General features: G+C 58.1%; 26 protein-coding genes. 9 read left to right on the forward strand and 17 right to left on the reverse strand.

Annotation, left to right across the window (positions count from 1 at the left end; all coding sequences use genetic code 11):
- Positions 1-90: 90 nt before the first annotated feature.
- The 7 genes from modC to K325_RS0112835 all read right to left on the reverse strand — a co-directional run bounded on the left by modC (position 91) and on the right by K325_RS0112835 (position 5,799).
- A complete protein-coding gene (modC, locus tag K325_RS0112805; protein ID WP_029654667.1) occupies positions 91-1,170 on the reverse strand; it encodes a molybdenum ABC transporter ATP-binding protein in 1,080 nt (359 codons plus the stop codon).
- Complete coding sequence (gene modB / locus K325_RS0112810; protein WP_029654668.1) at positions 1,167-1,847, reverse strand: molybdate ABC transporter permease subunit; 681 nt, start codon at positions 1,845-1,847, stop codon at positions 1,167-1,169. The genes modC and modB overlap by 4 nt, the downstream gene beginning before the upstream one ends.
- Entirely contained in the window at positions 1,847-2,611 is a 765-nt protein-coding gene (gene modA / locus K325_RS0112815) for a molybdate ABC transporter substrate-binding protein (protein ID WP_029654669.1), read from the reverse strand. The genes modB and modA overlap by 1 nt, the downstream gene beginning before the upstream one ends.
- Before the next feature lie 94 nt (positions 2,612-2,705).
- Positions 2,706-3,071 carry a winged helix-turn-helix domain-containing protein gene (locus K325_RS0112820; protein WP_051146644.1) on the reverse strand — a complete coding sequence of 122 codons (366 nt, stop codon included), beginning with the start codon at positions 3,069-3,071 and terminating at the stop codon, positions 2,706-2,708.
- Complete coding sequence (locus K325_RS0112825) at positions 3,022-4,002, reverse strand: alpha/beta fold hydrolase (protein ID WP_051146645.1); 981 nt, start codon at positions 4,000-4,002, stop codon at positions 3,022-3,024. Before K325_RS0112825 ends, K325_RS0112820 begins: the two co-directional genes overlap by 50 nt.
- Positions 3,968-4,954, reverse strand: coding sequence for a sterol desaturase family protein (locus K325_RS0112830; protein WP_029654672.1), 987 nt, complete (start codon positions 4,952-4,954; stop codon positions 3,968-3,970). The genes K325_RS0112825 and K325_RS0112830 overlap by 35 nt, the downstream gene beginning before the upstream one ends.
- A 107-nt stretch (positions 4,955-5,061) precedes the next feature.
- Positions 5,062-5,799 (reverse strand): glutathione S-transferase family protein, encoded by a 738-nt coding sequence (locus K325_RS0112835; RefSeq protein ID WP_029654673.1) that lies wholly within the window; start codon positions 5,797-5,799, stop codon positions 5,062-5,064.
- A gap of 102 nt (positions 5,800-5,901) precedes the next feature.
- On the opposite strand from K325_RS0112835, the gene K325_RS0112840 reads away from it, so the two are divergent.
- Both K325_RS0112840 and K325_RS0112845 read left to right on the forward strand, forming a co-directional pair.
- On the forward strand, positions 5,902-6,342 hold the full coding sequence (locus tag K325_RS0112840) for an META domain-containing protein (protein WP_029654674.1): 441 nt from the start codon (positions 5,902-5,904) through the stop codon (positions 6,340-6,342).
- 120 nt (positions 6,343-6,462) lie between these two features.
- Positions 6,463-7,440, forward strand: a complete 978-nt coding sequence (locus tag K325_RS0112845) for an META domain-containing protein (RefSeq protein WP_029654675.1) — start codon at positions 6,463-6,465, stop codon at positions 7,438-7,440.
- Here K325_RS0112845 and K325_RS0112850 read toward each other — a convergent pair.
- Positions 7,416-8,279, reverse strand: a complete 864-nt coding sequence (locus tag K325_RS0112850; RefSeq protein ID WP_228128451.1) for a substrate-binding periplasmic protein — start codon at positions 8,277-8,279, stop codon at positions 7,416-7,418. The genes K325_RS0112845 and K325_RS0112850 overlap by 25 nt on opposite strands.
- A 108-nt stretch (positions 8,280-8,387) precedes the next feature.
- Here K325_RS0112850 and K325_RS0112855 point away from each other — a divergent pair, with 108 nt between their 5' ends.
- The 5 genes from K325_RS0112855 (at position 8,388) to K325_RS0112875 (ending at position 12,047) form a co-directional block, all read left to right on the forward strand.
- On the forward strand, positions 8,388-9,485 hold the full coding sequence (locus tag K325_RS0112855; RefSeq protein WP_029654677.1) for a M14 family zinc carboxypeptidase: 1,098 nt from the start codon (positions 8,388-8,390) through the stop codon (positions 9,483-9,485).
- A 4-nt stretch (positions 9,486-9,489) separates the two neighbouring features.
- Entirely contained in the window at positions 9,490-10,224 is a 735-nt protein-coding gene (locus K325_RS0112860; RefSeq protein WP_029654678.1) for an alpha/beta fold hydrolase, read from the forward strand.
- Between the two features lie 81 nt (positions 10,225-10,305).
- Positions 10,306-10,923 (forward strand): glutathione S-transferase family protein, encoded by a 618-nt coding sequence (locus K325_RS0112865; protein ID WP_029654679.1) that lies wholly within the window; start codon positions 10,306-10,308, stop codon positions 10,921-10,923.
- A gap of 111 nt (positions 10,924-11,034) precedes the next feature.
- Positions 11,035-11,646: a DUF4202 domain-containing protein gene (locus K325_RS0112870; protein ID WP_029654680.1), complete on the forward strand. Its 612-nt coding sequence runs from the start codon at positions 11,035-11,037 to the stop codon at positions 11,644-11,646.
- Between the two features lie 119 nt (positions 11,647-11,765).
- Positions 11,766-12,047, forward strand: a complete 282-nt coding sequence (locus tag K325_RS0112875) for a DUF2218 domain-containing protein (RefSeq protein ID WP_228128457.1) — start codon at positions 11,766-11,768, stop codon at positions 12,045-12,047.
- A 17-nt stretch (positions 12,048-12,064) separates the two neighbouring features.
- On the opposite strand, the gene trpC is transcribed toward K325_RS0112875, so the two are convergent.
- The 6 genes from trpC to rpe all read right to left on the reverse strand — a co-directional run bounded on the left by trpC (position 12,065) and on the right by rpe (position 17,657).
- A complete protein-coding gene (gene trpC / locus K325_RS0112880) occupies positions 12,065-12,877 on the reverse strand; it encodes an indole-3-glycerol phosphate synthase TrpC (RefSeq protein WP_029654682.1) in 813 nt (270 codons plus the stop codon).
- A 46-nt stretch (positions 12,878-12,923) separates the two neighbouring features.
- Positions 12,924-13,952, reverse strand: a complete 1,029-nt coding sequence (gene trpD / locus K325_RS0112885; protein WP_029654683.1) for an anthranilate phosphoribosyltransferase — start codon at positions 13,950-13,952, stop codon at positions 12,924-12,926.
- A 15-nt stretch (positions 13,953-13,967) separates the two neighbouring features.
- Entirely contained in the window at positions 13,968-14,546 is a 579-nt protein-coding gene (locus tag K325_RS0112890; protein ID WP_029654684.1) for an aminodeoxychorismate/anthranilate synthase component II, read from the reverse strand.
- 15 nt (positions 14,547-14,561) lie between these two features.
- Positions 14,562-16,049 carry an anthranilate synthase component I gene (trpE, locus tag K325_RS0112895; protein ID WP_029654685.1) on the reverse strand — a complete coding sequence of 496 codons (1,488 nt, stop codon included), beginning with the start codon at positions 16,047-16,049 and terminating at the stop codon, positions 14,562-14,564.
- Positions 16,050-16,284: 235 nt separating this feature from the next.
- Entirely contained in the window at positions 16,285-16,974 is a 690-nt protein-coding gene (locus K325_RS0112900) for a phosphoglycolate phosphatase (RefSeq protein WP_029654686.1), read from the reverse strand.
- Entirely contained in the window at positions 16,971-17,657 is a 687-nt protein-coding gene (rpe, locus tag K325_RS0112905; RefSeq protein ID WP_029654687.1) for a ribulose-phosphate 3-epimerase, read from the reverse strand. Before rpe ends, K325_RS0112900 begins: the two co-directional genes overlap by 4 nt.
- A gap of 95 nt (positions 17,658-17,752) precedes the next feature.
- Here rpe and K325_RS0112910 point away from each other — a divergent pair, with 95 nt between their 5' ends.
- Positions 17,753-18,706, forward strand: coding sequence for a DUF3530 family protein (locus K325_RS0112910; protein WP_156836596.1), 954 nt, complete (start codon positions 17,753-17,755; stop codon positions 18,704-18,706).
- Between the two features lie 21 nt (positions 18,707-18,727).
- Here K325_RS0112910 and K325_RS0112915 read toward each other — a convergent pair whose 3' ends face one another.
- The 3 genes from K325_RS0112915 to K325_RS0112925 are packed head-to-tail and all read right to left on the reverse strand — an operon-like array spanning position 18,728 to position 21,203.
- Positions 18,728-19,477: a molecular chaperone DjiA gene (locus tag K325_RS0112915; protein ID WP_029654689.1), complete on the reverse strand. Its 750-nt coding sequence runs from the start codon at positions 19,475-19,477 to the stop codon at positions 18,728-18,730.
- Positions 19,474-20,160 carry an N-acetylmuramate alpha-1-phosphate uridylyltransferase MurU gene (murU, locus tag K325_RS0112920; RefSeq protein WP_029654690.1) on the reverse strand — a complete coding sequence of 229 codons (687 nt, stop codon included), beginning with the start codon at positions 20,158-20,160 and terminating at the stop codon, positions 19,474-19,476. Before murU ends, K325_RS0112915 begins: the two co-directional genes overlap by 4 nt.
- Positions 20,157-21,203, reverse strand: coding sequence for an aminoglycoside phosphotransferase family protein (locus K325_RS0112925; protein ID WP_029654691.1), 1,047 nt, complete (start codon positions 21,201-21,203; stop codon positions 20,157-20,159). Before K325_RS0112925 ends, murU begins: the two co-directional genes overlap by 4 nt.
- Before the next feature lie 253 nt (positions 21,204-21,456).
- Between K325_RS0112925 and K325_RS0112930 the strand changes: the two genes are divergently transcribed.
- Entirely contained in the window at positions 21,457-23,775 is a 2,319-nt protein-coding gene (locus K325_RS0112930; protein ID WP_084694229.1) for an LPS-assembly protein LptD, read from the forward strand.
- Positions 23,776-23,798 lie beyond the last annotated feature (23 nt).

The raw sequence follows: 23,798 nt of genomic DNA on the forward strand, positions 1-23,798 counted from the left end.
CTTCCTTCATGTCGCTAGCGGAAGTTGTCAGAGTAGCGATATCGTTGGGCCGGCTCAGCGGCCAAAGGGGCCAGAAGTCAGGCCAAAGGGTCAGTCGACCAGAGCTACTGACTTGATCTGGAGCCAGACAGACTGCCCCGGAGCCAGGCCAAGCTGCGCCGCGGACCGGCTGGTAAGCCGTGCCAGGAACGGGGTGTTTCCAGCCATTAAGCGGACCAGCGTGGTGCCAGGGGACACGTCGGTTTCAACCTGATCCACCTGAGCCTGAAGCAGGTTCTGGATGCTCTGGTCCCGGTGCGGGCTCAGGGCAATGCTGACATCTCGTGCCAGAACCTGAATGCGTGCTTTTTCTCCGACGTTCAATCGCTCGTCCTGCCGCAGCCACAGCTCACCTCCGTCAAACCTGAAGCGTGCGAGGTGCCAGCGGGTGTCAATTTCGTCCAGAGTTGCCTGAACGATGATGCCGGCTTCATCTTCCAGCTGAAACGGTTGATCCACCCGTGCCAGAGTCTCCTGAAGTGGGCCCTGGGCAACAATTCGGCCGTGCTTCATCATTACGATGTGATTTGCCAGCCGGGCGACTTCGTTGACAGAGTGGGAGACGTACAGGATGGGGATGGCAAGGTGGTCCCGAAGCCGCTCGAGATAGGGGAGAATGTCCTGCTTTGAAGGCTGATCCAGCGCTGACAGGGGTTCATCCATCAGCAGCAGGCGTGGGCTGGTCAGGAGAGCTCTGGCGATGGCAACCCGTTGACGTTCTCCTCCGGACAGCCCTGAAGGCATGCGAGCCATCAGAGACTCTAACCCCAGCCAGGAAACCGCCTCCTCAATAGTGATCTTACGGTCTCTGTCGGCTACCCGCCGTTGCCCGAATGTGAGGTTTTTGTGGACGGATAAGTGCGGGAACAGGTGGGTTTCCTGAAAGACGTAGGCCAGGGGTCTTTGGTGGACCGGCGTGAAGTGGGTATCGGACTGCCAGATGTCACCAAGAACCGACAGGTGTCCGTCTGTTTTCTGCAGCCCGGCCATGCAGCGCAGCAACGTGGTTTTGCCGCATCCTGACGCGCCAAACAGCGCGGTGATCCCTGACCCTGGCATGCTCACGTCGACATTCAGGTTAAAGTCGGGGTATGTGCAGGAAAAGCGGGCGTGGATGTTGGGAGTGGTCATCGGAAAGCCCCCATTCGGGTTCGTCCATTCAGAGCGTACAAGGTCACAAGGACGATAAAGGAAAACGCGACCATTCCGGCGGATAGCCAGTGTGCCTGGGTGTATTCCAGTGATTCCACGTGGTCATAAATGGCGACAGACAGCACCTTGGTTTCGCCCGGAATATTGCCTCCGATCATCAGAATGACGCCAAACTCCCCAATGGTGTGAGCGAATGTCAGCACGCTGGCGGTAATGAATCCGTTACGGGCCAGCGGGATCACTACGAAGAAAAAGCGGTCCACGGGACCCGCCCTCAGGGTTGCTGCGGCCTCCAGAAACCCTTCGCTAATGGCCTCAAAGGCATTCTGCAGAGGCTGAACGGTGAAGGGCAAAGAGTAGAGGACCGAGGCCACGACGAGTCCCTCGAAGGTGAATGGCAGCAATCCCAGCCCCATCGACTGGGTCAACTGACCGACCCAGCCGTTCGGGCCGAGTACCAGCAAAAGATAGAAGCCTAGTACGGTGGGTGGCAGCACCAGCGGCAATGCAACCATCGCCGCAATGGGCTGACGCGACCAGTGCCGGGAGCGCGCCAGCCACCACGCGATTGGCGTCCCTACCATCAGCAATACGGTGGTCGTCAGCAGTGCCAGTTTCAGGGTCAGCCAGACCGGGTCCCAGTATGTTTCCAGCATCACTCCACCGTATCGTACCCGTAGTCCTGAATAATACTGAGGGCTGCCGGAGATTTCAGGAACGCCAGCCAGGCTTTGGCTGCGTCATTGTTACTTGCCCGGTCAAGCAGAATGGCCTGCTGATCAATAGGTTGATAGTAATTTTGAGGGACCGGCCAAAGGGTACCTTTCTCTTCCGGCCAGGCTTTGACTTGTGACAGAGCAACAAATCCGGCCTGAGCGTTTCCGCTGGCAACAAACTGGAAGGTCTGTGCAATCGAGTCTCCGCGCACCAGCTTTGGTTGAAGTGAGGACCACAGATTCATCTGCTCAAGGGCTTGTTGCGCGGCGAGTCCGTACGGAGCAGTTTTTGGGTTGGCAATGGCCAGTCGTGCAAACGTTTGTTCCGTCAGATAGTGAGGTGCTGAATCGAACGCTTCCGGTTTGGGGCTCCAGAGCGCTAGTTTCCCCCGGGCGTAGGTGAATCGGGACGAAGCCACCCCATCCCCTTCTTGTTCGATGCGTTCCGGCCGGCGAATGTCGGCGGCCATGAAAACGTCAAAAGGTGCCCCGTTCTTGATCTGGGCGTAGAGCTTTCCTGTAGAGCCAAAGCTGGCGGAGACCGTGTGGCCGGTTTCCTGTTCGAAGTGTGAGGCCAGCGTGCGAGTTGTGTCCGTGAAGTTTGCGGCAACCGCCACGGATACCTCTCCGGCCCTCAGGGCTGGGCTCAGCGAGATCAGTATTGCCAGCAGCCAGCCTTTTGACGTTGTGAATCCTGAGGTCATGCTGTATTTCCTTATATCCATTGGTATATAGCGATAGGCGAATACTAGAGCTGCGCCGCAGGGTACGCAACCTTTTCCTCGTTTGTTGAGGTGGTTACTGGTTTCCCGGAGACGCTGGGTGGAACAGTTCTGCCAGGGAACGGAATCTGGGGGAGTTAAGAATCTCCTGCTCCAGTTGACGGAACTGTGTCAGAACTTCCAGGCCCAAAGGCGATAGCTCGGCGCCCCCGCCCTTGCGTCCGCCTGTGGCGGTGACGACCAGCGGTGATCTGGCGCACCGGTTCATGGTTTCTACCAGAAGCCAGGCCCTGCGGTAGCTGAGCCCCATGGCGCGGGCTGCGGCGGAAATTGAGTGATGCTGATCAATCAGTTCAAGCAGTTGGGCTTTTCCCGGGCCGAAAGCGATGTCATCACCGGCCTTCAGCCTGAGCCGGGGAGCTGGAAGCGGATTGTGTGTCATGGCGGATGTCGTTGCAGGTTGAATCTGAAGTGGATCGGATGCGGCATAATCCCGAAAGGTAGGACCAGACATCGCTGCGATTGGTTTCGTTCAGCATCTCATGTCGTCCACCCTGAAACAATCTCAAGGTCACCTGTTCCACGCCAGCCTCTCGGATGGACTGGAAATGTTGCCGGACCCCCTTGCCCATTTCCCCGACAGCATCCTCAGTGCCGGAAAACAGATGTACCGGCAAGTCGCGCCGCCAGAGTTCGGGAGCCAGAGAAAGCATTCCTGCGCTGAAATCCTGCCATAAGCCTGCGCTACAGGGGAAGCCGCAGAGTGGATCGGACAGATAGAGATCGACCTGCTCCGGATCCCGGCTCAGCCAGTCGCAAGGGGTCCGATTGGGGCGAAACGCCCGGTTAAACTGAGCAAACGTCAGTTGGTTGAGCAAGGGGCTGGGCCGGTGTTTGCCCTGAATCAGGGCGAGCATGCGACTGACAAGGTTCAGGGAGCAGAGTTGGAGGCGGTTGATCCGGTTGGTGGCGCTCAGGATAAGCGTGTCAAGGCGATCACCATGGTGCTGAGCGTAGCCCTGTGCAATGAAAGAGCCCATGCTATGGCCGAGAAGGTTGATGGGCAACCCCGATGCTTGTTCACGGGCATGCTCAATGACCTGGGACAGGTCGGAAACAACCTTCTTCCAGCCGTCCTTGTCGGCGTAGCAGCCTTTGCGGCTGGCGGCACAGCCATGTCCCCGATGGTTGTAGGTGATGACCAGAAGCTGGTGTTCCTGTGCCAGCCATCGGGCCAGAGGGTGATAGCGGCCTTCATGTTCGGCCATTCCATGGCTGATCACCAGGGCGCCGTTCGGTTGAACGGGCAGGAACTCGTGCCCGCTAATGGTATGGCCGTCAGGTGTGTTCAGCGTCAGTGGGCGTACGGTCATGATGTTGGCCGGTGTCCTTTGGGTTTGTCTTGGGGGCCGGGCGTTGCCACTCCGGCGGCTTCCATAAGTGCTGAAGGCGGGACAATAAGCTGCCAGGGTGTGCCATGTCGCGGAACATATCCACATATTCGTGGGTCCAGAGGACGATCAGATTTCGGGAGTGAACCTGACGGGTAATTCCATACTCGGCCGGGGTACTGTCCAGCTCTGGTGCGAAGGTGCCGAACAGGCGATCCCATAGAATCAGCGTGCCCCCGTAATTCCGATCAATATATTCCGGGTTGCGCCCATGGTGCACGCGATGATGGCTTGGGGTGTTGAAAACAAGTTCCACCAACACCGGGAGACGACCCACCAGCGTGGTGTGCACGAAAAACTGGTACACCAGTGACAACGCATAGGCGACGCCAATCCAGACCGGGTTGAGGCCAATAAGGGCCAAGGGCAGGTAAAAGATCCACATGCCGTTAAAAATGTTCGTGGCGTTCTGGCGCATGGCGGTTGAGAAATTCATGCGTTCCGACGAGTGGTGGACGACGTGTGCAGCCCAGAACCAGCGTATGCGATGGCTGACCCGATGCATCCAGTAAAAGCAGAAATCCACCCCCAGAAAGGTCAGAAATCCGGTTGCCCAGTTGAGCTCCAGATCCAGCAGCCGGTAGTGGTAGCAGAGCGCGTAGGCAGGGAACGCGATCAGGCCTGCGAGCAGCAGTTCCGTTGTCTGATAGCCTGCCCCAAGGGCAAAATTACGCATAGCCTCAGGCACATTCATCAGCCGGTTATCATGCCGTATTCTCAGGTACTCCCAGAGCGCTACAGCAATAAAGATCGGCGTGGCGATCACAAAAATCAGCTGACGTTCATCAAGCGCCAGCCAGGGTGGCAATGCTTGCCACAGGCTGATGAGCCCACTGTCCTCCAGCATTGCCTGTATCATTTCGGCAGGAATCATCGGCGCCCTCAGATTTTCTTATTGTTCCGGGCATCATGGCACGAAATAACGCAGGTACGATGTCCTATTGCGCCATCAGTGCTGACCTATTCCGACACCGGGGCGGGTCACCGGTTTTGCTGGTACACAGTGGCTAAAGGTTCAAGAGTTGGCTGTTGTTGGGAGAGCCAGGATTGGACCGGTTTTGGAATTTTGGCCGGTTTGGGCCATGGCACCGGATACTGCGAGGGCTGGAAGAGTGGGGCAAGCAATGAGCAGGCAGTGATGTCGGCCCGGGTAAACTGGTTGCCGACAAGGAACGGCCGTTGTTGATAGAGCGCTGACAGTTCTGATATCAAATCTTCGAGGGTGGTTTGCGAAGCATCCGCCGTTTTCTGGTTGATCTGCATCCACTTGCGCATGATTTCATCGACGCGGCTGAAGGCCAGGCTTAACAGAATCCGGTTGTAGAAGGGTGTACCTGCCGCAAGCAAAGGTATGACCACTTTAGGTCTCTGCAGAAAATAATGGTACATCCAGGTACGTAGGGCAGGCCCGGCCTGTTCATCGAGTTTCTGCTCCCAGTTCCCGATTTCTGACTGTAAGGTTGGGTCCTTTGGCATCAGGGGGCGTTCTGGGAACGTTTTGTCCAGGTAATCAAGGATGAGCGACGAACCTTGGATAATCTCACCATCGTGCGTCAGCACCGGGACGGAAGATTCCGCGCTTGTCAGTTTTCGGATTCGCTGTACGTGTTGTCCGGGCAGCAGGTTAACCGTTTGATACTGAATGCCTTTGTAGTCCAGGGCCCAGCGGACCTTTTCGCAGTAGTGTGAGATGCAGAACTGATAGAGTGTGATCGCCATGGGGGACGCTCCTGGTGTCTCAAGATAACTTTTCTGTCAGCGAAATTATTGGTCCGTAAGCGTAGAATATCACGGTCATCTCACGAATTTTCAGGAGGTTGTATGAGTCTCGCGAAGAATATTATTGCCATGTTGCTGGTTACCGGCTCGCTCTGGGGCTGCTCTATCAGCCAGGAGCAGGGCGGGGATGGGCAAATGTCCCTTGCCGGCAGCCAGTGGCTGGTAGAAGAGATTGCAGGTGAACCCCTGGTGGCAGAAAGTCAGGTTACGATCGGGTTTACAGACGAAGGCCGAGTTTTCGGGTCTTCTTCCTGCAACCGGTATAACGGCGGCTGGCATGTGCAGGGTGAGGAACTGACGTTTTCCCAGATGGCCACAACACGGATGGCCTGCCCGGGTACCCTGATGCAGCAGGAAGACCGATTCCTGAAACTGTTGGGAGATGTGCACCGGTATCAGGTGACTTCCGATGGCCAGCTGGTGCTTGAAACCGATGACGGCATCACCATTCTGGCAACGCCCTCTTCGGACCCGGCTCAGTAGTCGTATGTGGACGGCGTGCTCTGGCCTGTTCATGGTCTGGCCGCCGTCACGCCCTTGGTGAATCCGGGTTGGAAGCTCTACAATGACGGCCTGTAGAGTGGAACAGCAGGGGATGTGTTCATGTTTTTGCGACGTGTTTTGTCGGTGTCCGCCGTGGCTCTGGCTGGTGCCCTGGTAAGTGCTTGTGCATCAGACCCAGCGAACACCGGATTGTCGGATTTTGGTCGCTACCAGTGTGGCCAGTTAGATGTGGCCGTCAAAAGCTCAGAAGACGATGGGCTGATCGGGTTGGAATACCTGAACCGCCGGGTTCTGCTCAAAGAAGCCAAAAGTGCGTCAGGTGCTTTGTTTGTGGCACCTGGCGATCCGGAAACACAGTTCTGGAGTAAGGGTGAGCGAGCGACGCTCACGCTCAGAGGCGAAACTCTGCCGGAGTGCCTGGAACCCGGAGCCATAGAATCCTCATTCCGAGCGATGGGAACCGAGCCATTCTGGTCAATTCTCCTTGAGAACGGGGAGATGGCGTTGACCCGTCCCTATGACCAGCGGGTGTCTGAAGGCGTACGCCTGAGCCAAGCCGTGGCTAATCGACATGGCCGGGTCTACGAAGCGGCCCTGGGCGATGAGACGATTGAGGTGCGGGTTGCCCATCAGTTGTGTGAAGACCTGATGGTGGGCGCGCAATATCCGGCGCAGGTGCGGCTGACGCTGGGGAATGAGACCTTTGAAGGTTGTGGGGGAGACCGTCACCGGTTGTTCCGGGGGCCTGAGTGGGTTGTTGAAGACCTGGCTGGTCTCGGGATTATTGATCGTTCGAGAATGACGTTGAGATTCCTGGCCGACAACCGCGTTGCTGGTCGCGCATCCTGTAATCATTATTCGGGGCGATACACCCTGACGGGGGAGGGGCTGACATTCAGCCAGCAGGCCACGACGCTGATGGCCTGTGCACCGCCACTGATGAACCAGGAACGGCGTTTTCTGGAGTTGCTGGAACAGGTGCGTGATGCCCGGATCGGGCGTAGCGGTGAATTGTTGCTGGAAACCAGCGCAGGGGACGTGATCAGAGCCATTCAATCCGACAAAGAAAGCCCATAGGGCGCCATGATGGCTTCAAGCCGGCCATTGTCTGTTAATCTGGCCAGGCCGGCATCCAGGAGTTCTGTCAGCTCTTCTGATTTTGGGCTCACTGCAGGAAATGCTATGTACAGCGGTGCGGTATAGGCCATTCCGGCTAACCTGGGGGCGCTGTCGTCAGCATGGTGTCGGAGGTACCAGTCCATGACTGAGCGGTCTTCGACAAACACGTCGGTGCGTTCCCGGTCCAGCAGTTTCAGTGCTCTCCCCAATGGCGCCACACCAGAGATAACCCAGACCAGTTCCGGGTTCCCGGCGTGGTCCTCAATATAGCGGTCCAATTCCGGCGAATAGGAATAGCCGTTGATGACCAGTAACGTTTTGCCGCTCAGGGACTCAAGGCCTTCATAGTGCCACTTGCTGTCCGGGTGAGTGTACAACGCGATACGAGCGGTCCCCACGGCGTGCTCGGGGTAGACGAAGTCGAGCGCGTCGCCTTTCAGAGTCCCGATAATGCCGTCAATCAGGTTGTCCCGGGCGAGGTTCAGCGTTCTGGCCCAGCCATAATTCCGGTACTCCAGCTGATAGCCTGCCTCCGCAAAAATCTCCCGGGCAATATCGACCATGTAACCCTCTGTTTCCGAACCGGCCTCGCAGTTGTGAGGGCACCAAGGGTCAGCTGCGAGGATAACCCTGTGTTCGCCTGGTGTCGGCAGGAGGCTCTGGGGGGGATCGTTGGCTTCTGGGTGTTCCGGTTTGGCCGAGTCATCCGGGGAGCAGGCGGTCAGGCACAGAGCCGCGACAAATAGCATGTACTTGAGCATGGGCGGGGTCACACCCTTATTATCATATAAGTGCATTATTCATAATATACCTATGCAAACCTTTTGCAAAGGCAGGTTTTGTTGTCAAGGGAATGCAGCATTCTGTGGGCAGACTGGGGGGCAGCCTATAGCAGAGAGCCCGACATGACGGAACTGAAAGCATTGACCCCCCACACGGTGATCCCGGTTGAGCAGGCCAGTCGGGATCGTCGGCAAAAGCGGCTGTTGCGTACCTTTCTGCCAGAGTTGATACAACTGGAAAGAATCCTGGCGGAAGCGCCGGCGACGGTCACCAGTTCTGTGGTGTCCAGGGTCTCCGTCCGGGATATGGAATTGCCGATCTATCGTGTGGACCTGGGGTCGGAGCGCAAAGATGTGCCGGTTATCTTACTGACCGGGGGCGTGCATGGGCTGGAGCGGATAGGAAGCCAGGTTGTCATGGCCTGGCTGGCTTCCTTTCTGGCACGGCTGGCCTGGGACGATGGGGTAAGAGCGCTGCTGTCCCGGGTACGTATCACGCTCCTGCCTATTCTCAACCCTGGAGGTATGTACCTTAATCAACGCAGTAATCCCAATGGAGTGGACCTGATGCGGAACGCTCCGATCACCGCACAGGATCGCAGTGCTTTTTTACTGGGTGGCCAGAGATTGTCATCCCGTTTGCCTTGGTATACCGGTGATCCTGAGCAGGGAATGGAAGCGGAAAACCTGGCCCTAGAATCGGTCATCCGCGATGTGTTGCCTGGCCGGCCGTTCAGTCTGGCGCTGGATTGCCATTCCGGATTCGGGTGGCAGGACCAGATTTGGTTCCCCTATGCATACCGGCGCCGACCGATGCGCCGGATCGGATCTGTCATGGCCCTGAAACTCATTTGGGAACAGGCGTACCCCAATCACACCTACCGTTTTGAGCCCCAGTCGACGCACTATCTGACCCACGGCGACCTTTGGGATTACTTTTACAAACAGGTAAACCGGGCGAGTGAGGGTGTGTTTCTGCCTTTGACCCTGGAGATGGGGTCCTGGCGCTGGATTCGGAAGCGTCCCCGTCAATTGTTGCGGCTGGAGGGTTTTTTTAATCCGCTGGTGCCTCATCGCCACCAGCGGGTTTTACGCAGTCATCTGCCCTGGATCGACTTTCTGGTCGACGCGGCGGCCAGCCACGAGAACTGGTTGCCGGGGCCAGAAGAAGAGTCCATGCTGAAAGAGGCCGCCATCATGCATTGGTACCGGGACCGCTGATAACATGCACTGGATTCTTCTAAGAGGTCTGACGCGGGAGCAGGCCCATTGGGGTGATTTTCCGGAGTTGCTTCGTTCGGCTTTTCCTGAACATCAGTTCCACACCGTAGACCTTCCGGGAACCGGCACGCTGTTTCGGGATGATTCGCCGGGTTCAATCCCGGAGATTCGTCGGCGTGTATGTGATCAGGTAAAACACATTCCCCGCCCCTTCAGCCTGCTGGCCTTATCCATGGGCGGCATGGTCGCGCTGGACTGGGCTCAGCACGCTGCACCGGGCGAGCTGCAGCATCTGGTCCTGATCAATTCCAGCTCCGGATTCAGTCCGTTCTGGAAACGCATGCGCCCCATGGCCTGGCCAAACCTCGTTCGCCTGTTGGCTCGCCGGGAGTTGTTCCATCGTGAGCGGGACATTTTACGCCTGACCTCTAACCGGGAAGTGCCGTTGGCGCTCAGCAAGTCCTGGTACAGCATTCAGCGTCAACGGCCTGTCAGCTATCGCACTGCTGCGAGCCAGCTGCGGGCGGCGGCCAGGTACCGGCCGCAGGAGCGTCGCCCGATGCCCGATGCTTTATTGCTTGCCAGCAAAGGGGACCGGATTGTGCACTGGGGGTGCAGTGCCGAGCTGGAACAACGTTGGTGCTGGACGCTACGCTTACATCCGGATGCCGGGCACGATTTACCGCTGGATGAGCCTGACTGGGTGGTACGGCAAATAGCGGCCTGGCTACCTCAGTGACCAATGGTTTCTTGACGCAACTGTTTTTTGCCGTCACTCTCCAAAGCGTGAATTCATTCTGCAAACGGAGCCAATAACAAGATGAAACTCTTCGAAACCCAGACTGCCCCCAATCCCCGCCGAGTGCGCATGTTCCTGGCCGAAAAGGGGCTGCTGGAACGGGTTGAACTGGTTCAGGTGGATATCCAGAAAGGTGAGAACCTGTCCCCGGACTATGTTGCTCGAAATCCGATGAAGAAAGTCCCTGTGCTGGAACTCGACGACGGGACCTGCATCGCCGAAACCATGGCGATTTGCCGGTATTTTGAGGAAAGCTACCCGGATACGCCGAAGCTGCTCGGAGAAACGCCTTTGGAAAAGGCGCTGGTGGAACAATGGCTGCGCTGGATCGAGTTCTATTTCATGATGCCTACGGGCATGTGCTTTCAGCACACCACAGGCTACTTCAAGGACAGGATGAACCCCATCAGGGAATGGGGGGAGGAGTGTGGTCTGGGGGTCGAGAAGTTCATGCATTTTCTCAATAAGCAGCTTGAAGACCGGGAATACCTGTGTTGTGGCAAGTTCACGGCGGCGGATATCAATGCGTTTACTACCGTGGCGTTCGCGCGGGTGGTCAATATCCGCATCAAGCCAGAACAGGAGCATCTCCAGGCCTGGTACGATAGGGTCAAGGCTCGGACTTCGGCGCAGGCGTAGTATTTGCCGGGATCTTGAATCCGGCAGGCTGTTAGTATGAGGTAACTGACACGCCTCCGGAGACTACTCTGGGGCGTGTCGCGCCAGCCATTTGTTATAAAGGACCTTAGAATGAATTCCCGCGCCAATCTGGAATGCGCGATTGCCGCCATCGACCGGGCGAATCAGGCCGACCCGAACCGGGAACAGGTTGACCATGAATACCTGCCTCGAGAGTACGCATACAGCCTTCATATGACCCGGTGGTTGTTTGAGCTGGAGCCGAAACCTTCAGCGCGGATGCAGATAGCTTGCCGCGCTCAGCACCTTGAGCGCTGGACCATGCCGAGGAGTGACTATGGTGAGGGACGCAAGAACTACTATCTGTGGCGTCAGGCCTGCGGCCTCATGCATGGCCGCCGGGCGGCCGGGATCATGTCTGAGTGTGGCTATTCACCGGAGGAGTGTGAACGGGTTGAGACTATCCTGACCAAGCGTAACCTGCGGGACGACGAAGAGACCCAGTTGCTGGAGGACGTTGCCTGCATGGTATTTCTGGAGCGCTATTTCGCTCAGTTTTTTGACGATAACCCGGAGTACGATAAAGAAAAATGGCTGCGCATCGTACGTCGGACCTGGGGAAAGATGACGCCCCGGGGACACAGTGCGGCTCTGAAACTGGCGGGAGGCATGCCAGCTCACCTGCAGGCCTTGTTGCAGGAGGCGTTGGCTGGCGAGTCGTAGCCCTTGTGGCGAAGGGCTGCTTGTTGAGGATGATATGCGTTATCATTGATGGTCTTAGCGGAATACCGATACCGGTCTCTTCCATTTGATCCGAACTCAGGGAGCTTGATGTGCCATCCATGAATGCGCAAGTCGCCACAACCAACCCCGCCCGCCTGATTAACCGGCTCTGTAAGCACTTTCGTCACAAGATTGACGCGGAGTGGAACGAGGTGGAGGCGACGTTGAAGTTTCCGGCGGGGGAGTGCTACCTGGCCGCCGGAAGTGGGCTCTTACGGCTGGAGTGTCGGGCCTCGAACGAGACTGAGCTTGAGACTGTCGGGCAGATTGTGTCCTCTCACCTCATTCGTTTTTCGGGTGATGAGGTGGAGGAGGTCGCATGGCAGCCTGTGGCTGCCTGATCAGGCCGGTGAGGAACTCAGCCAAACAACTCCTGTAGTTTCTCACCGGGCTCAGGTGCCCGCATGAAGGATTCGCCGACCAGAAAGCCGTAGATGCCGCGACCGGTCATGGCCGCTACATCGGTGCGGGTCATGATGCCGCTCTCGGTGATGGTCAGGCGGTCTGCACTGATGCGCTGATGCAGGTCAAAGGTGGTGTCGAGCGACACGTCGAAGTTGTGCAAGTTCCGGTTGTTGATGCCAACCAGAGGCGTGCTCAGCGTCAGAGCGTCGTTCAGCTCTTCACCGTCATGCACCTCCACCAGAACATCCAGCCCGATTTCATGGGCAATACCTTCCAGCTCCTGCATCTGATCTTTGGTCAGGCATGCGGCAATCAACAGAATGCAATCGGCTCCCAGGGCCCGGCTTTCATAAACCTGATAGGGTGCCACCATGAAGTCCTTACGGATCACCGGCAGGCTGCAGGCGGCCCGGGCGGCTTTCAGGTAGTCTTCATGGCCCTGGAAAAAGTCTCTGTCGGTCAGTACGGACAAGCAGGCAGCGCCGCCTTTCTCGTAGCTCTCGGCAATGCGCTCCGGTTCGAAGGGATCTCGCAGGATGCCTTTGCTGGGTGAGGCCTTTTTGATCTCGGCGATCACCGCTGGTTGTTTCGTTTCGATGCGAGTGCGCAGGGCCTGGGCAAATCCTCGGGCAGGAGCTTGATCCCCCGCGATGGCTTTCAGGTCCGCAATAGAAACTCTGGGTTTCCGTTCGTCAATTTCTTCCCATTTCCGATCAACGATTTTTCGCAGGATAGTGGGAGTCTTGTCCAGATGTCGTTCAGTCATATCAGGCTCGTCAATCCTGGTTTGTGTCTTCCGGCATTCCCAGTGGTCAGAAACACTGAGAAAAATCAGCCAGCTCGGACATCTTGCCCGCAGCCAGCCCGGAGCCCATGGCGTCCAGCGCCATATCCACGCCTTCTTTGGCAGTCTTGGCCAATCCGGCCACATAAATGGCTGCGCCCGCGTTCAGGGCGATCATGTCCCGGGCTTTCTCTGTGACTTCATCGTGATCACGGCCGAAGGCCGCCCTGATCAATGCCAGGGATTCCTCAGAGGAGGCAACGGTCAGGCCAACCAGAGACTGACTCTTGATGCCCAGTGCCTCGGGTGTCAGCTCGTATTCGGTAATATTGCCATCCTTCAGTTCAGCGACGAGCGTATTCGAGGCGAGACTGATTTCGTCCAGGCCGTCTTTCGAGTGCACCACGAGAATGTGTTCGGCGCCCAGTCGTTGCAACACCTCGGCCATGGGGCGACACAGTTCCGGGGTAAATACCCCGATCAGCTGCCGAGTAACGCCTGCAGGGTTGGTCATCGGCCCCAGGATGTTGAAGATGGTGCGACATCCGAGCTCGCGGCGAGGGCCGATGGCATGCTTCATGGCACCATGGTGGCCTGGGGCAAACATGAAGCCGACGCCGATCTGCTCAACGCAGCGTGCGACTTCTTCGGGTTTCATGTTCAGATTGATCCCGGCCTTTTCGATCAGATCTGCGCTTCCGCTTTTGGACGAGACTCCCCGGTTGCCATGTTTGGCGACAAACCCTCCGGCTGCAGCTACCACAAAGGAGGCTGCGGAGGAAACGTTGAACAGGTTGGCGCCGTCTCCGCCGGTGCCGACAATGTCCACCAGGGGGCTGGCGTGGATGGTCACGTTGGTGGCCAGCTCCCGCATGACTTCGGTGGCTCCGGTGATCTCATCAATGGTTTCGCTTTTCAGGCGCAGGCCCATCAGAAAGGCGCCAATCTGGGCATCGGTGGCCTCACCGTTCATCACGATGCGCATGACGTCTTTCATCTCGTCTCGGGACAGGTCCAGATTGGAGGCGATGCGGTTCAGTGCTTGTTTCATGTCCATGGAGGCGGCCTCTTGTTATGTTCTCAGGAAGTTACGCAGCAGTTCATGGCCTTGTTCGGTCATGATTGACTCGGGGTGAAACTGCACGCCTTCGATGGGAAGGGTTTTATGACGCACTCCCATGATTTCCTCAATGGAACCGTCGTCGTTGCGGGTCCACGCGGTGATTTCAAGGCATTCGGGCAGGGAGTTTTTATCAATGACCAAGCTGTGATAACGGGTGGCCTGTAACGGATTGTTCAGGCCCCGAAAGACGCCGACATCGTTATGGTAGACCGCAGATACTTTGCCGTGCATGACGTTGCCGGCGCGGATAATGCTCCCCCCGAATACTTGCCCGATCGACTGGTGGCCCAGGCAAATGCCCAGAATTGGCAGCTTGCCCGCAAAATGACGGATCGCGTCCATCGAAACGCCGGCCTCGTTGGGTGTGCATGGGCCGGGAGAGATTACCAGGCGCTCCGGGTTCAGCGCTTCAATCTGTTCAAGGGTGATCTCATCGTTCCGGTGAACCTGAACCTCGGCGCCCAGTTCGGCCAGATACTGCACCACGTTGTATGTGAAGGAGTCGTAGTTATCGATCATCAGCAACATAAACGTTCCTCCGCCTCAGTGGTCGTAGTCGTTGTGGGTCATGGCTACGGCCTTGAAGATGGCCCGGCCTTTGTTCATGGTTTCTTTCCATTCAAGGCGGGGGATGGAGTCTGCAACTACGCCGGCACCTGCCTGAATGTGAAGGGTTTTGTCTTTGATGACCGCTGTGCGTATGGCAATGGCGGTGTCCATGTTGCCGTTAAAGGACAGGTAGCCGACCGCGCCACCATAGATGCCACGTTTGACCGGTTCCAGTTCGTCGATGATTTCCATGGCACGGATTTTCGGGGCGCCGCTCAGAGTCCCGGCGGGCAACGTGGCGCGCAGGACGTCCAGGCAACTGGTGCCGTCTTTCAGTCGACCAGTGACGTTGGAGACGATGTGCATGACGTGGGAGTAACGCTCCACGATCATTTTATCGGTCAGCTTCACGGTACCGGTTTCTGAAACGCGGCCGGCATCATTGCGCCCCAGATCAATGAGCATGAGGTGCTCTGCAATTTCCTTTGGGTCTGCCAGCAGTTCTTTTTCCAGCGCCCTGTCTTCGGCGTCGGTGGCACCGCGTTTGCGTGTGCCGGCGATGGGGCGCACGGTGACCTCTTTGTCTTCCACCCGGGCCAGAATTTCGGGAGAAGAGCCGACAATGTGAAAGTCGTCGAGATTCAGAAAGTACATGTAGGGCGAGGGGTTCAGCACCCTCAGTGAGCGGTACAGGTTCAGGGGCGGGGCTTCAAACGGGATCGACATGCGTTGGGATATTACCGTCTGCATGACGTCGCCATCCAGAACGTAGCCTTTGATCTTATCGACAGCGGCTTCGAACTTCTCCTGGGAGAATCCGGAAATAAAATCGCCCTCGTCCACGACCTTTCCGCTCAGGTGCGCTGGCGTCCTGGGAGCGTTGGCGGTCTGGCGGTGCAGTTGGCGTTCCAGCTCATCAAGGCGGGTCTGCGCCTGCTCATACGAACCACAACCTGACGGATCGACGTGGACAATCAGATGGAGCTTTCCGCGCAGGTTGTCGAACACCACAATTTCGTTGGAGACCATCAGCAGGATGTCAGGCGTGCCTATTTTGTCTGGTGGGCAGCTGTCACCCAGGCGTTTCTCAATGTAGCGTACGGTGTCGTAACCGAAGTAACCCACCAGGCCACCGTTAAAACGGGGCAGTTCTGGTAAGTCCGGAGCCTTGAAGCGCTTTTGGTAATCGTCGACAAAGTCCAGAGGGTCTTCGGCATGGGCCTGTTCCACAACCTCGCCGTTGCGGCTGACCTCAATCTGGTGACCGAAGACTTTCAGCACTTCGTGGCTGGGCAGGCCAATAATGGAGTAGCGGCCCCATTTTTCGCCGCCTTGCACCGACTCAAAGAGATAGGAGTAAGGCCCGCTGGCCAGTTTCAGATAGGTGCTGAGAGGCGTGTCCAGATCGGCAAGGACTTCGCGGTAGACAGGGATACGGTTATAGCCAGCTGCAGCGAGCTCGCGGAATTGCTCGGGGGTCATGGTTCGGTTTCCTGAAATCTGATGTTCGTTGTGTCAGAACGGAATCTCACCGTTGTGACGAATGGTGTGGGCGCACAGGTATGCACTATGGGCCCTTGGCCTGCTCAGCCAGTGCGCCATCGCCACCATCGAGTTGCGCGGGTTGTGAGGATGCCTCGCGCTGCAATCAGATTCAGTCCCTGCACGGCAGGAATCTCCCGAAAAGATGTGTTCACTTGAATACGTCCCTGTGAGATTACAAAAGCTCGGCCAGCGAATCAACAACGGCATCCGCGCCGAGGCTGTCCACCGAGCCACCAAAGTTGTATCCGTAGCGGACCGCCACACAGGGAATACCCGCTGCCAGAGAGGCGTTCACATCGGCTGCGGAGTCGCCAATCATGACTGTTGTGCCACGAGTCCCTCCCAGCTGTTCCATGGCGTGCAGGAGGGGAGCGGGGTCCGGTTTTTTAACGGCCAGGGTGTCGCCGCCAACTGCGAGTTCAAACCAGTGGTCGAGCCCGGTCTGTTTCAGTAGTGGCTGGACGAACTGGTCGGGCTTGTTGGTCACCACAGCCAGTCGACAGCCGAGTGCTTTCAGGTGCCCGAGGCATTCGGTTACGCCCTCGAAAACGACGGAATGCCTGCCGTTGAGCTGGCCGTAGGCGTGATAGAAAATGGTCAGCGCATCGTGGAAAAGCGCATCGTCCTTTGCTCGGGCGGGTTCCCAGTCTGTCTTTCCGGCCAGGGCTCTGCGAACCAGAATCCCGGCGCCATTGCCTACCCAGTGACGGACCTTGTCCAGCCCTGCCGGGCTCCGGCCCAGATGTTCCAGCATCTGATCCACAGCGGCGGCCAGGTCTGGCGCGCTGTCCACCAGCGTGCCGTCCAGATCGAACAGAGCAACACCCGGCCAGCGGGCGTTGAACAGCCCTTTCAGGCTCATCCGCCGATCACCTTGCGGGCCCGATCAAGTTCCTCGCGCATGGTGTCGATGGTGGCTTTGTAATCCGGGGTGTTGAAGATGGCCGAGCCGGCGACGAAGGTATCCGCACCTGCTTCCGCGATTTCCCGGATGTTGTCGGTTTTCACGCCACCGTCGATTTCAAGCCGGATGTTGAAATTGCTGGCATCAATTTTACGGCGGGCTTCTTTGAGCTTGTCCAGCGTTCCGGGGATGAACTTCTGGCCGCCGAAGCCGGGGTTAACGGACATCAACAGGACCATATCGAGCTTGTCCATGACGTAATCCATGTAGGACAGAGGCGTGGCTGGGTTGAATACCAGTCCTGCCTTGCAGCCTCCGTCCCGGATCAACTGGAGGGATCGGTCGATGTGGCTGCTTGCTTCCGGGTGAAAGGTGATGTAGCTGGCCCCGGCGTCGATGAACATACGAATCAGGTCGTCGACCGGAGAAACCATCAGGTGCACATCGATAGGCGCGGTAACACCGTGTTTGCGCAATGCTTCGCACACCATGGGGCCGATGGTCAGGTTAGGCACATAGTGATTGTCCATAACGTCGAAGTGAACAACATCGGCGCCTGCCGCCAGGACAGTATCGACTTCCTCACCCAGACGGGCAAAATCAGCGGAGAGGATGGATGGGGCAATCAGATATGGGTTCATCGGAACTCTCTCGGTTGGGTCAGTTATCAGCTGTCTTGCATTGCTGCTAGTCTATCAGTTTGCCGAGGATTTTCGCAGCGGGATGGGAATGTAGTGTGACAGTGTTTCAGATAGGGCGGCGATTTTGTCTGTGGGGCCTGAGCGGCTGGATGATGGTTGTTCAGGCTCAACCCTCAGATCCGGCGCTTGGCGAGTCTTCGGTCACGTCGGCGGCGAGGATGCCGCGAGCGGCGGTGTTAAGCGGGTTGGGCGAGCAGGCGTTGGCACAGCGTTACCCGGAGCAGGCGGTATGGCTGGATCTTGGGGACGAAGGCAGGGCTCTGGGATTGTTGATGCCAGAGCAGCGTTTCCCGGGTGCGGGGGCCTTGCTGGTGCTGGCCGATGAAGGTCAAACCGCTGATGCGGGGGTGCTGGGGCCGCTCCGGCTGGCTCTTGCGGAACGGGGCATTGCCGTTATGACGGTTGGTCTTCGGCTTCCTCCGGAGTCGGTCCAGCGTTCTCGTCTGGTGCACGATGGAGCGGAAGAGCGGAAGGCGTCGGGTGTTGCGGGCCGTGATGATGTGCCGGCTGCGGATGCTGTCATGATCGATGTCGAGGCCGGTTCACCGCAGGAAAACGCGGTATCCGATTTTCGTGACTCCGTCCGGGCCCGGCTGAATGCCGGGTTCGAGGCACTTTTGAACGAGGGATATGAACGCCCGGGTGTCATTGGGCTGGGCTGGTCTGCCGATTATGTAACGGAGTGGGCCGGGACGGCATCTCCGGTCGCGGCAGTCATCTGGCTGGCACCCCGGTTTCCTGCGCAGTATCGCGCCCCGTTATCGTCGTTTCGGACCTCAGGGGTGGCGGGCGGTGAAGGCTGGGCAGTGCTTGACCTGCACGGTTCGGAGGGGCGCGCAGGCGAGGCCGGCCGGGCCAGGGCGTCGGCGCTCGGCAGGGCGGGGGTAACAGGATACCAGCGTCAGGGCATTGTGCTTGGACAGCCGCCCCAGGCTCAGGATGCGGCCCGGATTGCCAGCAGAATCAGCGCCTGGTTCCGGAATCAGTGACCAGTCTCGTCCTCCCCGGGGTTATAGCTGCCTGTGGCGTTGTCGGATCAGTTCCCAGGCTTGCTGATATCGCAACAGCCTGTCTTTTGCGTCAGTCAGTTCGGTGGCCGTCAGATTCTGTTGTGACAGCTTGTCGGGGTGGCAGGCTGAAACCTGTTTGCGATAGGCGCGTTTAATGGCTTCCAGGGATTCTCGGCGGGTCACGCCCAGAATCTGGCAGGCCTGCTCGTAGGTAGTTGGTTTTTGCTGGTGCGTTGCTTTACGAATCCAGACTTTGCTGGCGTAGCTCTCGAATATGTCATCGCTGATCAGCACGGGGAGCCCTATATGGCTGATGGCATCCTCGCAGCGGTAACGCCGTGCTTTTCCTGGGCTACCCAACACCTGTGCCCCGTGGCAGAGGCAGATGGCGGTTTTGAGGGCTGGCGCTGGCCACAGCAGAGAGGTCAGCCGGATCATCAGCCCCAGCCCAATGGGCAGGTGTTCGCTGGCTTTACCCTTGCGAAACTGTGCAATGGCGTTTCGTCGTTGTCGGGTGGATAGTGCCAGAGCCTTCATCAAAGCCTCGGCATAGTGAATGTCCGGCTCCTTCACTTGCCCGTCGGCTTTTGCAATGTAACCCAGGAAAAAGAACAACGGTTTTCGGCACCAGCGTGGCAGGCGTGCGCGCTCCAGCAGAGTGTTGGCCTGGTGCCCGCAGCAGGATAGCTCCTTAAGAAGTTCCTGAAAAGTTGATTCCAGCCGTGCTGGCAGAGAGGGCGAATGGGTCATGGTGTCCCAGGCCTTTGGCGGAGCCAGTGATCCAGCATCTGCAGTCTCTCCGGTGTCCCGACGTCAATCCACTGTCCTGTATGGTGCAGGCCGTGAACCCGTTCTCTGGCCATGGCTCGGCGCAACACCGGGCCAAGTTTTCCGGCGGCGTCATCGAGATCGTCAAAAAGCCTTCGATGCAGCAGGCTTATACCTGAAAACGTCAGTTTATCGGGGCCGTCCGGGCTCAGTTGGCCGTGGTCGTTCAGATAAAAATCACCATCGGGGTGGTGGGCAGGATTGTCGACCAGAACCAGAAGGGCATCGGCATCGTCAGGGGGCGACAGCCGGGTGATGTCGAAATCGGTCCAGATATCCCCGTTGATCACCAGAAACCAGTCATTGCCGCCTTCGGTCAGTAACGGGAGTGCCCGGGCGATGCCACCGGCGGTTTCCAGGGGCTCGCCTTCCGGGGAGTAACGGATGCGGACTCCGAACCTTGTGCCGTTACCCAACTGGGTTTCGATCTGCTCCCCTAGCCAGGCGTGGTTGATGACAATATCGGTAAGGCCTGCTTTGCGCAGTGTTTCCAGGTGATAGGCGATCAGGGGCCGCCCGCCGGCAGGCAAGAGAGGTTTGGGGGTTGTCAGGGTCAGGGGTCGCATGCGCTCGCCCTTGCCGGCAGCCAGAATTATCGCTCTCACAATTCCCGGGCCTCAGGTGCAGGCAGTGGGCCAATGCGCTCTTCAATGGCGGGGATAACCTTGCCGCAGAGCCACTCGTGAAAGTGCCGGAAGGCGGGCTGTTTGGCGCTGGCATCCCGGATGTAGCTGACCGTTCTTGGAATATCCGCAAGATAGCCGGTTTTACCATCCCGGATGGCCAGCCGCGCAAAGATGCCTGCGGCCTTCAGGTGGCGTTGCATGCCCATAAGATCAAACCACTGTCTGAAACTGTCGGGGTCGGCACGGTGCAGGCCTGCTGTCAGGCTGATGGATCGATAATACTCCAGCCAGTGCGCGATCCGGGCTTCCGGCCAGCGGATGTAGCAATCTTTCAGCAGCGAGACGGCGTCGTAAGTGATGGGGCCGCACACGGCGTCCTGAAAATCAATCACTCCGGGGGCGGGCTGTCCATCGCGGAACAGGAGGTTGCGCGAGTGATAATCCCGGTGCACCGTGACTTCTGGTTGTGCCAGGGCGCTTTCCCGAAGCAAGCCGAAGGCGGTTTCCAGCAGAGCCCGTTCCTGAATGTCGAGGGTCAGCCCAAGGTATTGCTCCAGAAGCCAGTCTGGAAACAGGGCCATTTCCCGGTCCAGTAGGGCCCGGTCATAGTGTGGCAGGGGGTGCTCGTCGGGGGCGCTCAGGCCGGCGATGCGTGCCAGTTCATTCAGGGCTTCCCGGTAAAGGGAGTCTGGCTCCCCGTGTTCCAGAGCCTTAAGCATGAGCTGATCGCCCAGATCTTCCAGTAACAGGAACCCCAGGGTCAGGTCTTCAGCGGCAATTTCAGGCACGGAGATACCGTGCTGGCGCCAGTGGCGTGCCAGCGTGACAAACGGCACGCAGTTTTCATGTTCCGGCGGCGCGTCCATTACGATATAGGGCGTGGCTTGTTGCTCCGGGCCATTTTGCCAGACCCGGAAGTACCGGCGAAAACTGGCATCGCCGGAAACCGGCTCAGGCGTGGCAGCGGAAAAGCCGGGAATCTGTCGGACCCAGTTGGTCAGCAATTGCAGTCGGTTATCCATGGTCAGGTCAGCGTTCCTGAATCGGTTGATGGTGGCCGGTAGGCTAACCGGTGACTCTCTGTCACGGAGTATAAAGAGGCTAAAACGGAATTGCAGCGGGCTTTCCGTTAACAAGCTTCAGGGGCGCGTGTAAACTAGGCCACCTGACGCCCAGCCATCAATCACATGGAACAGGAATTTCACTAACGTGCCCAGCCAATGCTCCTACCTGTCGTGTTCTAGGTTCCGGCTTGCCAGTCTTGCCTTGGCGACGATGGTCGCAGCGGGTGGCGTCAGGGCTCAGGCCGTCGGGGCGGCGCCCACGGCCGCTGAGATTGACTGGCGGCCGCGCAGCGAGCTGCCACCTGAGGTGGCTGAACAACTTCCGGTGTTCTGCGAAGGAGGGTATCTGTCCGGGACAGTCCAGAGCAGCGAGGCCGGGGTGCCCCGCGTCGGGAGTGACGGTTCCGTGCCGTTGGAGGCCAGCGCGCTGAGCGCCCGATACGAACTCGACACAGAGCTCTTCCTGAAAGGGGATGTCCGGTTGCGCCAGGGGCCGTTCGAGGCCTCAGGCACGGAGGCCCGCTATGATCAGCAGTCCGGCCAGTTGCGGTTGCAGGGGCCGCTGGTGAGCCGCGGTGAAGGGTTCCTGCTGACCGGGCGGGATGCGCTTTATTCCACGACGTCCGGCCAGCTCGATCTCAATACGGCAACGTTTCTGCTGCATGGGCCGGAGCTGCGCGGAGAAGCATCGTCACTGGCCCGGGTCGGCGAGAACCAGGTGGTGATTTCCGACGGTATGATTACCACCTGCGGGCCGGGGCAGAACGACTGGGCGATTGTTGCTTCCGATATTGAACTGGATCAGGCCGAAGGCTTTGGTTCGGCCCGGCATGTCCGTCTTGAGGTTCTGGATGCGCCGGTCTTTTATTGGCCCTACATTACCTTCCCGATAGATGATCGGCGAAAGACCGGCTTCCTCTATCCGCAGTTCGGGTCATCCAGCGCCGGCAGCGGTGCTTACCTCGCGCTGCCTTACTATCTGAATCTGGCGCCGCATTATGATGCTACCCTGACCCCTCAGTACATCCATGGGCGCGGCCTGTTCACCGAAGTGGAAGGGCGTTACCTCAGCCAGTACGGTGAATCGGTGCTCCAGTTGGGATACATCGACAACGATTCGACGTATCGGGACGAAAACCCGGGTGAGGATGGGCAGCGTTGGGCTCTGGATTTCACTACCCGGGCACGTTTGGGGAATGGCTGGACCGGTTACGGGGATTATTCCGTCATTTCGGATGAGGATTACCTGAGCGATCTGAACCGCAGTCTTGAAATTGATCAGGCCACGCACCTGCAGCGACGTGGCGGTGTGCGTTATTACAGTCCAAACCAGTATTTTGAAGCGTACCTTAGTGGGTACCAGACCATCCGGGATCGCATTGCCGACGTTAACAAGCCCTACGCCCAGCTGCCAGAGGTCATCTATGGCGGCACCGTTGAAGCGGGTTTGCTGGAGGCCAACCTGGAGAGTCAGTACACCTGGTTTTATCGGGACAATGACGACCTGACCGGCCTGGATCAGGCCAATGGTCAGCGGATACGGGCCGTTCCGGAGCTGGCGGTGCCCATGCGCAGCCTGTGGGGCTTCAGCCGGCCGTCGGTCAGTGTGGATTACACTCGTTACGAGCTGGACGACTACACGTTGGGCAATGGCAGCTTTGATCGCACGGTGCCGGTATTTGAGTGGGACAACGGTCTGTACTTCGATCGTCGTTCCAGTCTTTTTGACATTCCCTACAATCAGACACTGGAGCCCCGGCTTTACTACGCTTGGGCTGATGCCGACGAAGACCAGAATCACATTCCTGATTTCGATTCGGGGATCCGCAGTTTCCGGTTCGATCAGTTGTTTGAACGGAACCGGTTTTCCGGGGGAGACCGGATAGGCGATACCAACCAGTTGACGGTGGCACTGACCAGCCGGTTCAATGACCTCCTGACAGGGGCGGAACGTGCCCGGCTGAGTGTTGGACAGGTTCGGTACTTTGACGACCGGAAGGTCAATCTGTTTGGGGAAGGTGGTTCGGACCGAAGCCGTTCTCCGTTCGCTGGTGAGCTGGTGCTGAACCCGATTGATAATCTGGAGATCCGGTCGTCCGGGCTCTGGGACCACGATACCCGGAAAACGGAAGAAGGCCGGAGCCAACTGATTTTCCACTCGGAAGACTATCGCTATCTCGCGACACTGGGGCACACCTACAGCCGGCCTGACGACCTGGAGCAGACGGATATTGGTACGGTGTTTCCGGTGACGGATAAAATCAGTGCGATTGGTCGCTGGGTCTGGGATTCTGAGCTGGACCGGACCGTTGGTACCCTTGCGGGCCTTGAATATAACAACTGCTGCTGGAGTTTTCAGGTGGTGCACCAGAACTACCTGACCGATGACGAAGAACTGGATACCCGTTTGCTGTTCCGGATTGAACTGAAAGGTCTTGGCGGCAGTGGCGGTGCATCTGACAACATCGCGGACGCCATCTACGGCTACGACGAACGCGAGCGCCGGAGATTCGGAACATCGCGTCGTTGACTGAACCCAAATCTGCAGGCCTG

It is taken from the genome of Marinobacter daepoensis DSM 16072, assembly GCF_000421165.1.
GTDB lineage: Bacteria > Pseudomonadota > Gammaproteobacteria > Pseudomonadales > Oleiphilaceae > Marinobacter > Marinobacter daepoensis.

Excerpts from the sequence above, each read along its gene's own strand:
- modC (WP_029654667.1), bottom strand. The coding sequence starts at position 1,170 with ATGACCACTCCCAACATCCACGCCCGCTTTTCCTGCACATACCCCGAC.
- modB (WP_029654668.1), bottom strand. The coding sequence starts at position 1,847 with ATGCTGGAAACATACTGGGACCCGGTCTGGCTGACCCTGAAACTGGCA.
- modA (WP_029654669.1), bottom strand. The coding sequence starts at position 2,611 with ATGACCTCAGGATTCACAACGTCAAAAGGCTGGCTGCTGGCAATACTG.
- K325_RS0112820 (WP_051146644.1), bottom strand. The coding sequence starts at position 3,071 with ATGACACACAATCCGCTTCCAGCTCCCCGGCTCAGGCTGAAGGCCGGT.
- K325_RS0112825 (WP_051146645.1), bottom strand. The coding sequence starts at position 4,002 with ATGACCGTACGCCCACTGACGCTGAACACACCTGACGGCCATACCATT.
- K325_RS0112830 (WP_029654672.1), bottom strand. The coding sequence starts at position 4,954 with ATGATTCCTGCCGAAATGATACAGGCAATGCTGGAGGACAGTGGGCTC.
- K325_RS0112835 (WP_029654673.1), bottom strand. The coding sequence starts at position 5,799 with ATGGCGATCACACTCTATCAGTTCTGCATCTCACACTACTGCGAAAAG.
- K325_RS0112840 (WP_029654674.1), top strand. The coding sequence starts at position 5,902 with ATGAGTCTCGCGAAGAATATTATTGCCATGTTGCTGGTTACCGGCTCG.
- K325_RS0112845 (WP_029654675.1), top strand. The coding sequence starts at position 6,463 with ATGTTTTTGCGACGTGTTTTGTCGGTGTCCGCCGTGGCTCTGGCTGGT.
- K325_RS0112850 (WP_228128451.1), bottom strand. The coding sequence starts at position 8,279 with ATGCACTTATATGATAATAAGGGTGTGACCCCGCCCATGCTCAAGTAC.
- K325_RS0112855 (WP_029654677.1), top strand. The coding sequence starts at position 8,388 with ATGACGGAACTGAAAGCATTGACCCCCCACACGGTGATCCCGGTTGAG.
- K325_RS0112860 (WP_029654678.1), top strand. The coding sequence starts at position 9,490 with ATGCACTGGATTCTTCTAAGAGGTCTGACGCGGGAGCAGGCCCATTGG.
- K325_RS0112865 (WP_029654679.1), top strand. The coding sequence starts at position 10,306 with ATGAAACTCTTCGAAACCCAGACTGCCCCCAATCCCCGCCGAGTGCGC.
- K325_RS0112870 (WP_029654680.1), top strand. The coding sequence starts at position 11,035 with ATGAATTCCCGCGCCAATCTGGAATGCGCGATTGCCGCCATCGACCGG.
- K325_RS0112875 (WP_228128457.1), top strand. The coding sequence starts at position 11,766 with ATGAATGCGCAAGTCGCCACAACCAACCCCGCCCGCCTGATTAACCGG.
- trpC (WP_029654682.1), bottom strand. The coding sequence starts at position 12,877 with ATGACTGAACGACATCTGGACAAGACTCCCACTATCCTGCGAAAAATC.
- trpD (WP_029654683.1), bottom strand. The coding sequence starts at position 13,952 with ATGGACATGAAACAAGCACTGAACCGCATCGCCTCCAATCTGGACCTG.
- K325_RS0112890 (WP_029654684.1), bottom strand. The coding sequence starts at position 14,546 with ATGTTGCTGATGATCGATAACTACGACTCCTTCACATACAACGTGGTG.
- trpE (WP_029654685.1), bottom strand. The coding sequence starts at position 16,049 with ATGACCCCCGAGCAATTCCGCGAGCTCGCTGCAGCTGGCTATAACCGT.
- K325_RS0112900 (WP_029654686.1), bottom strand. The coding sequence starts at position 16,974 with ATGAGCCTGAAAGGGCTGTTCAACGCCCGCTGGCCGGGTGTTGCTCTG.
- rpe (WP_029654687.1), bottom strand. The coding sequence starts at position 17,657 with ATGAACCCATATCTGATTGCCCCATCCATCCTCTCCGCTGATTTTGCC.
- K325_RS0112915 (WP_029654689.1), bottom strand. The coding sequence starts at position 19,477 with ATGACCCATTCGCCCTCTCTGCCAGCACGGCTGGAATCAACTTTTCAG.
- K325_RS0112925 (WP_029654691.1), bottom strand. The coding sequence starts at position 21,203 with ATGGATAACCGACTGCAATTGCTGACCAACTGGGTCCGACAGATTCCC.
- K325_RS0112930 (WP_084694229.1), top strand. The coding sequence starts at position 21,457 with ATGGTCGCAGCGGGTGGCGTCAGGGCTCAGGCCGTCGGGGCGGCGCCC.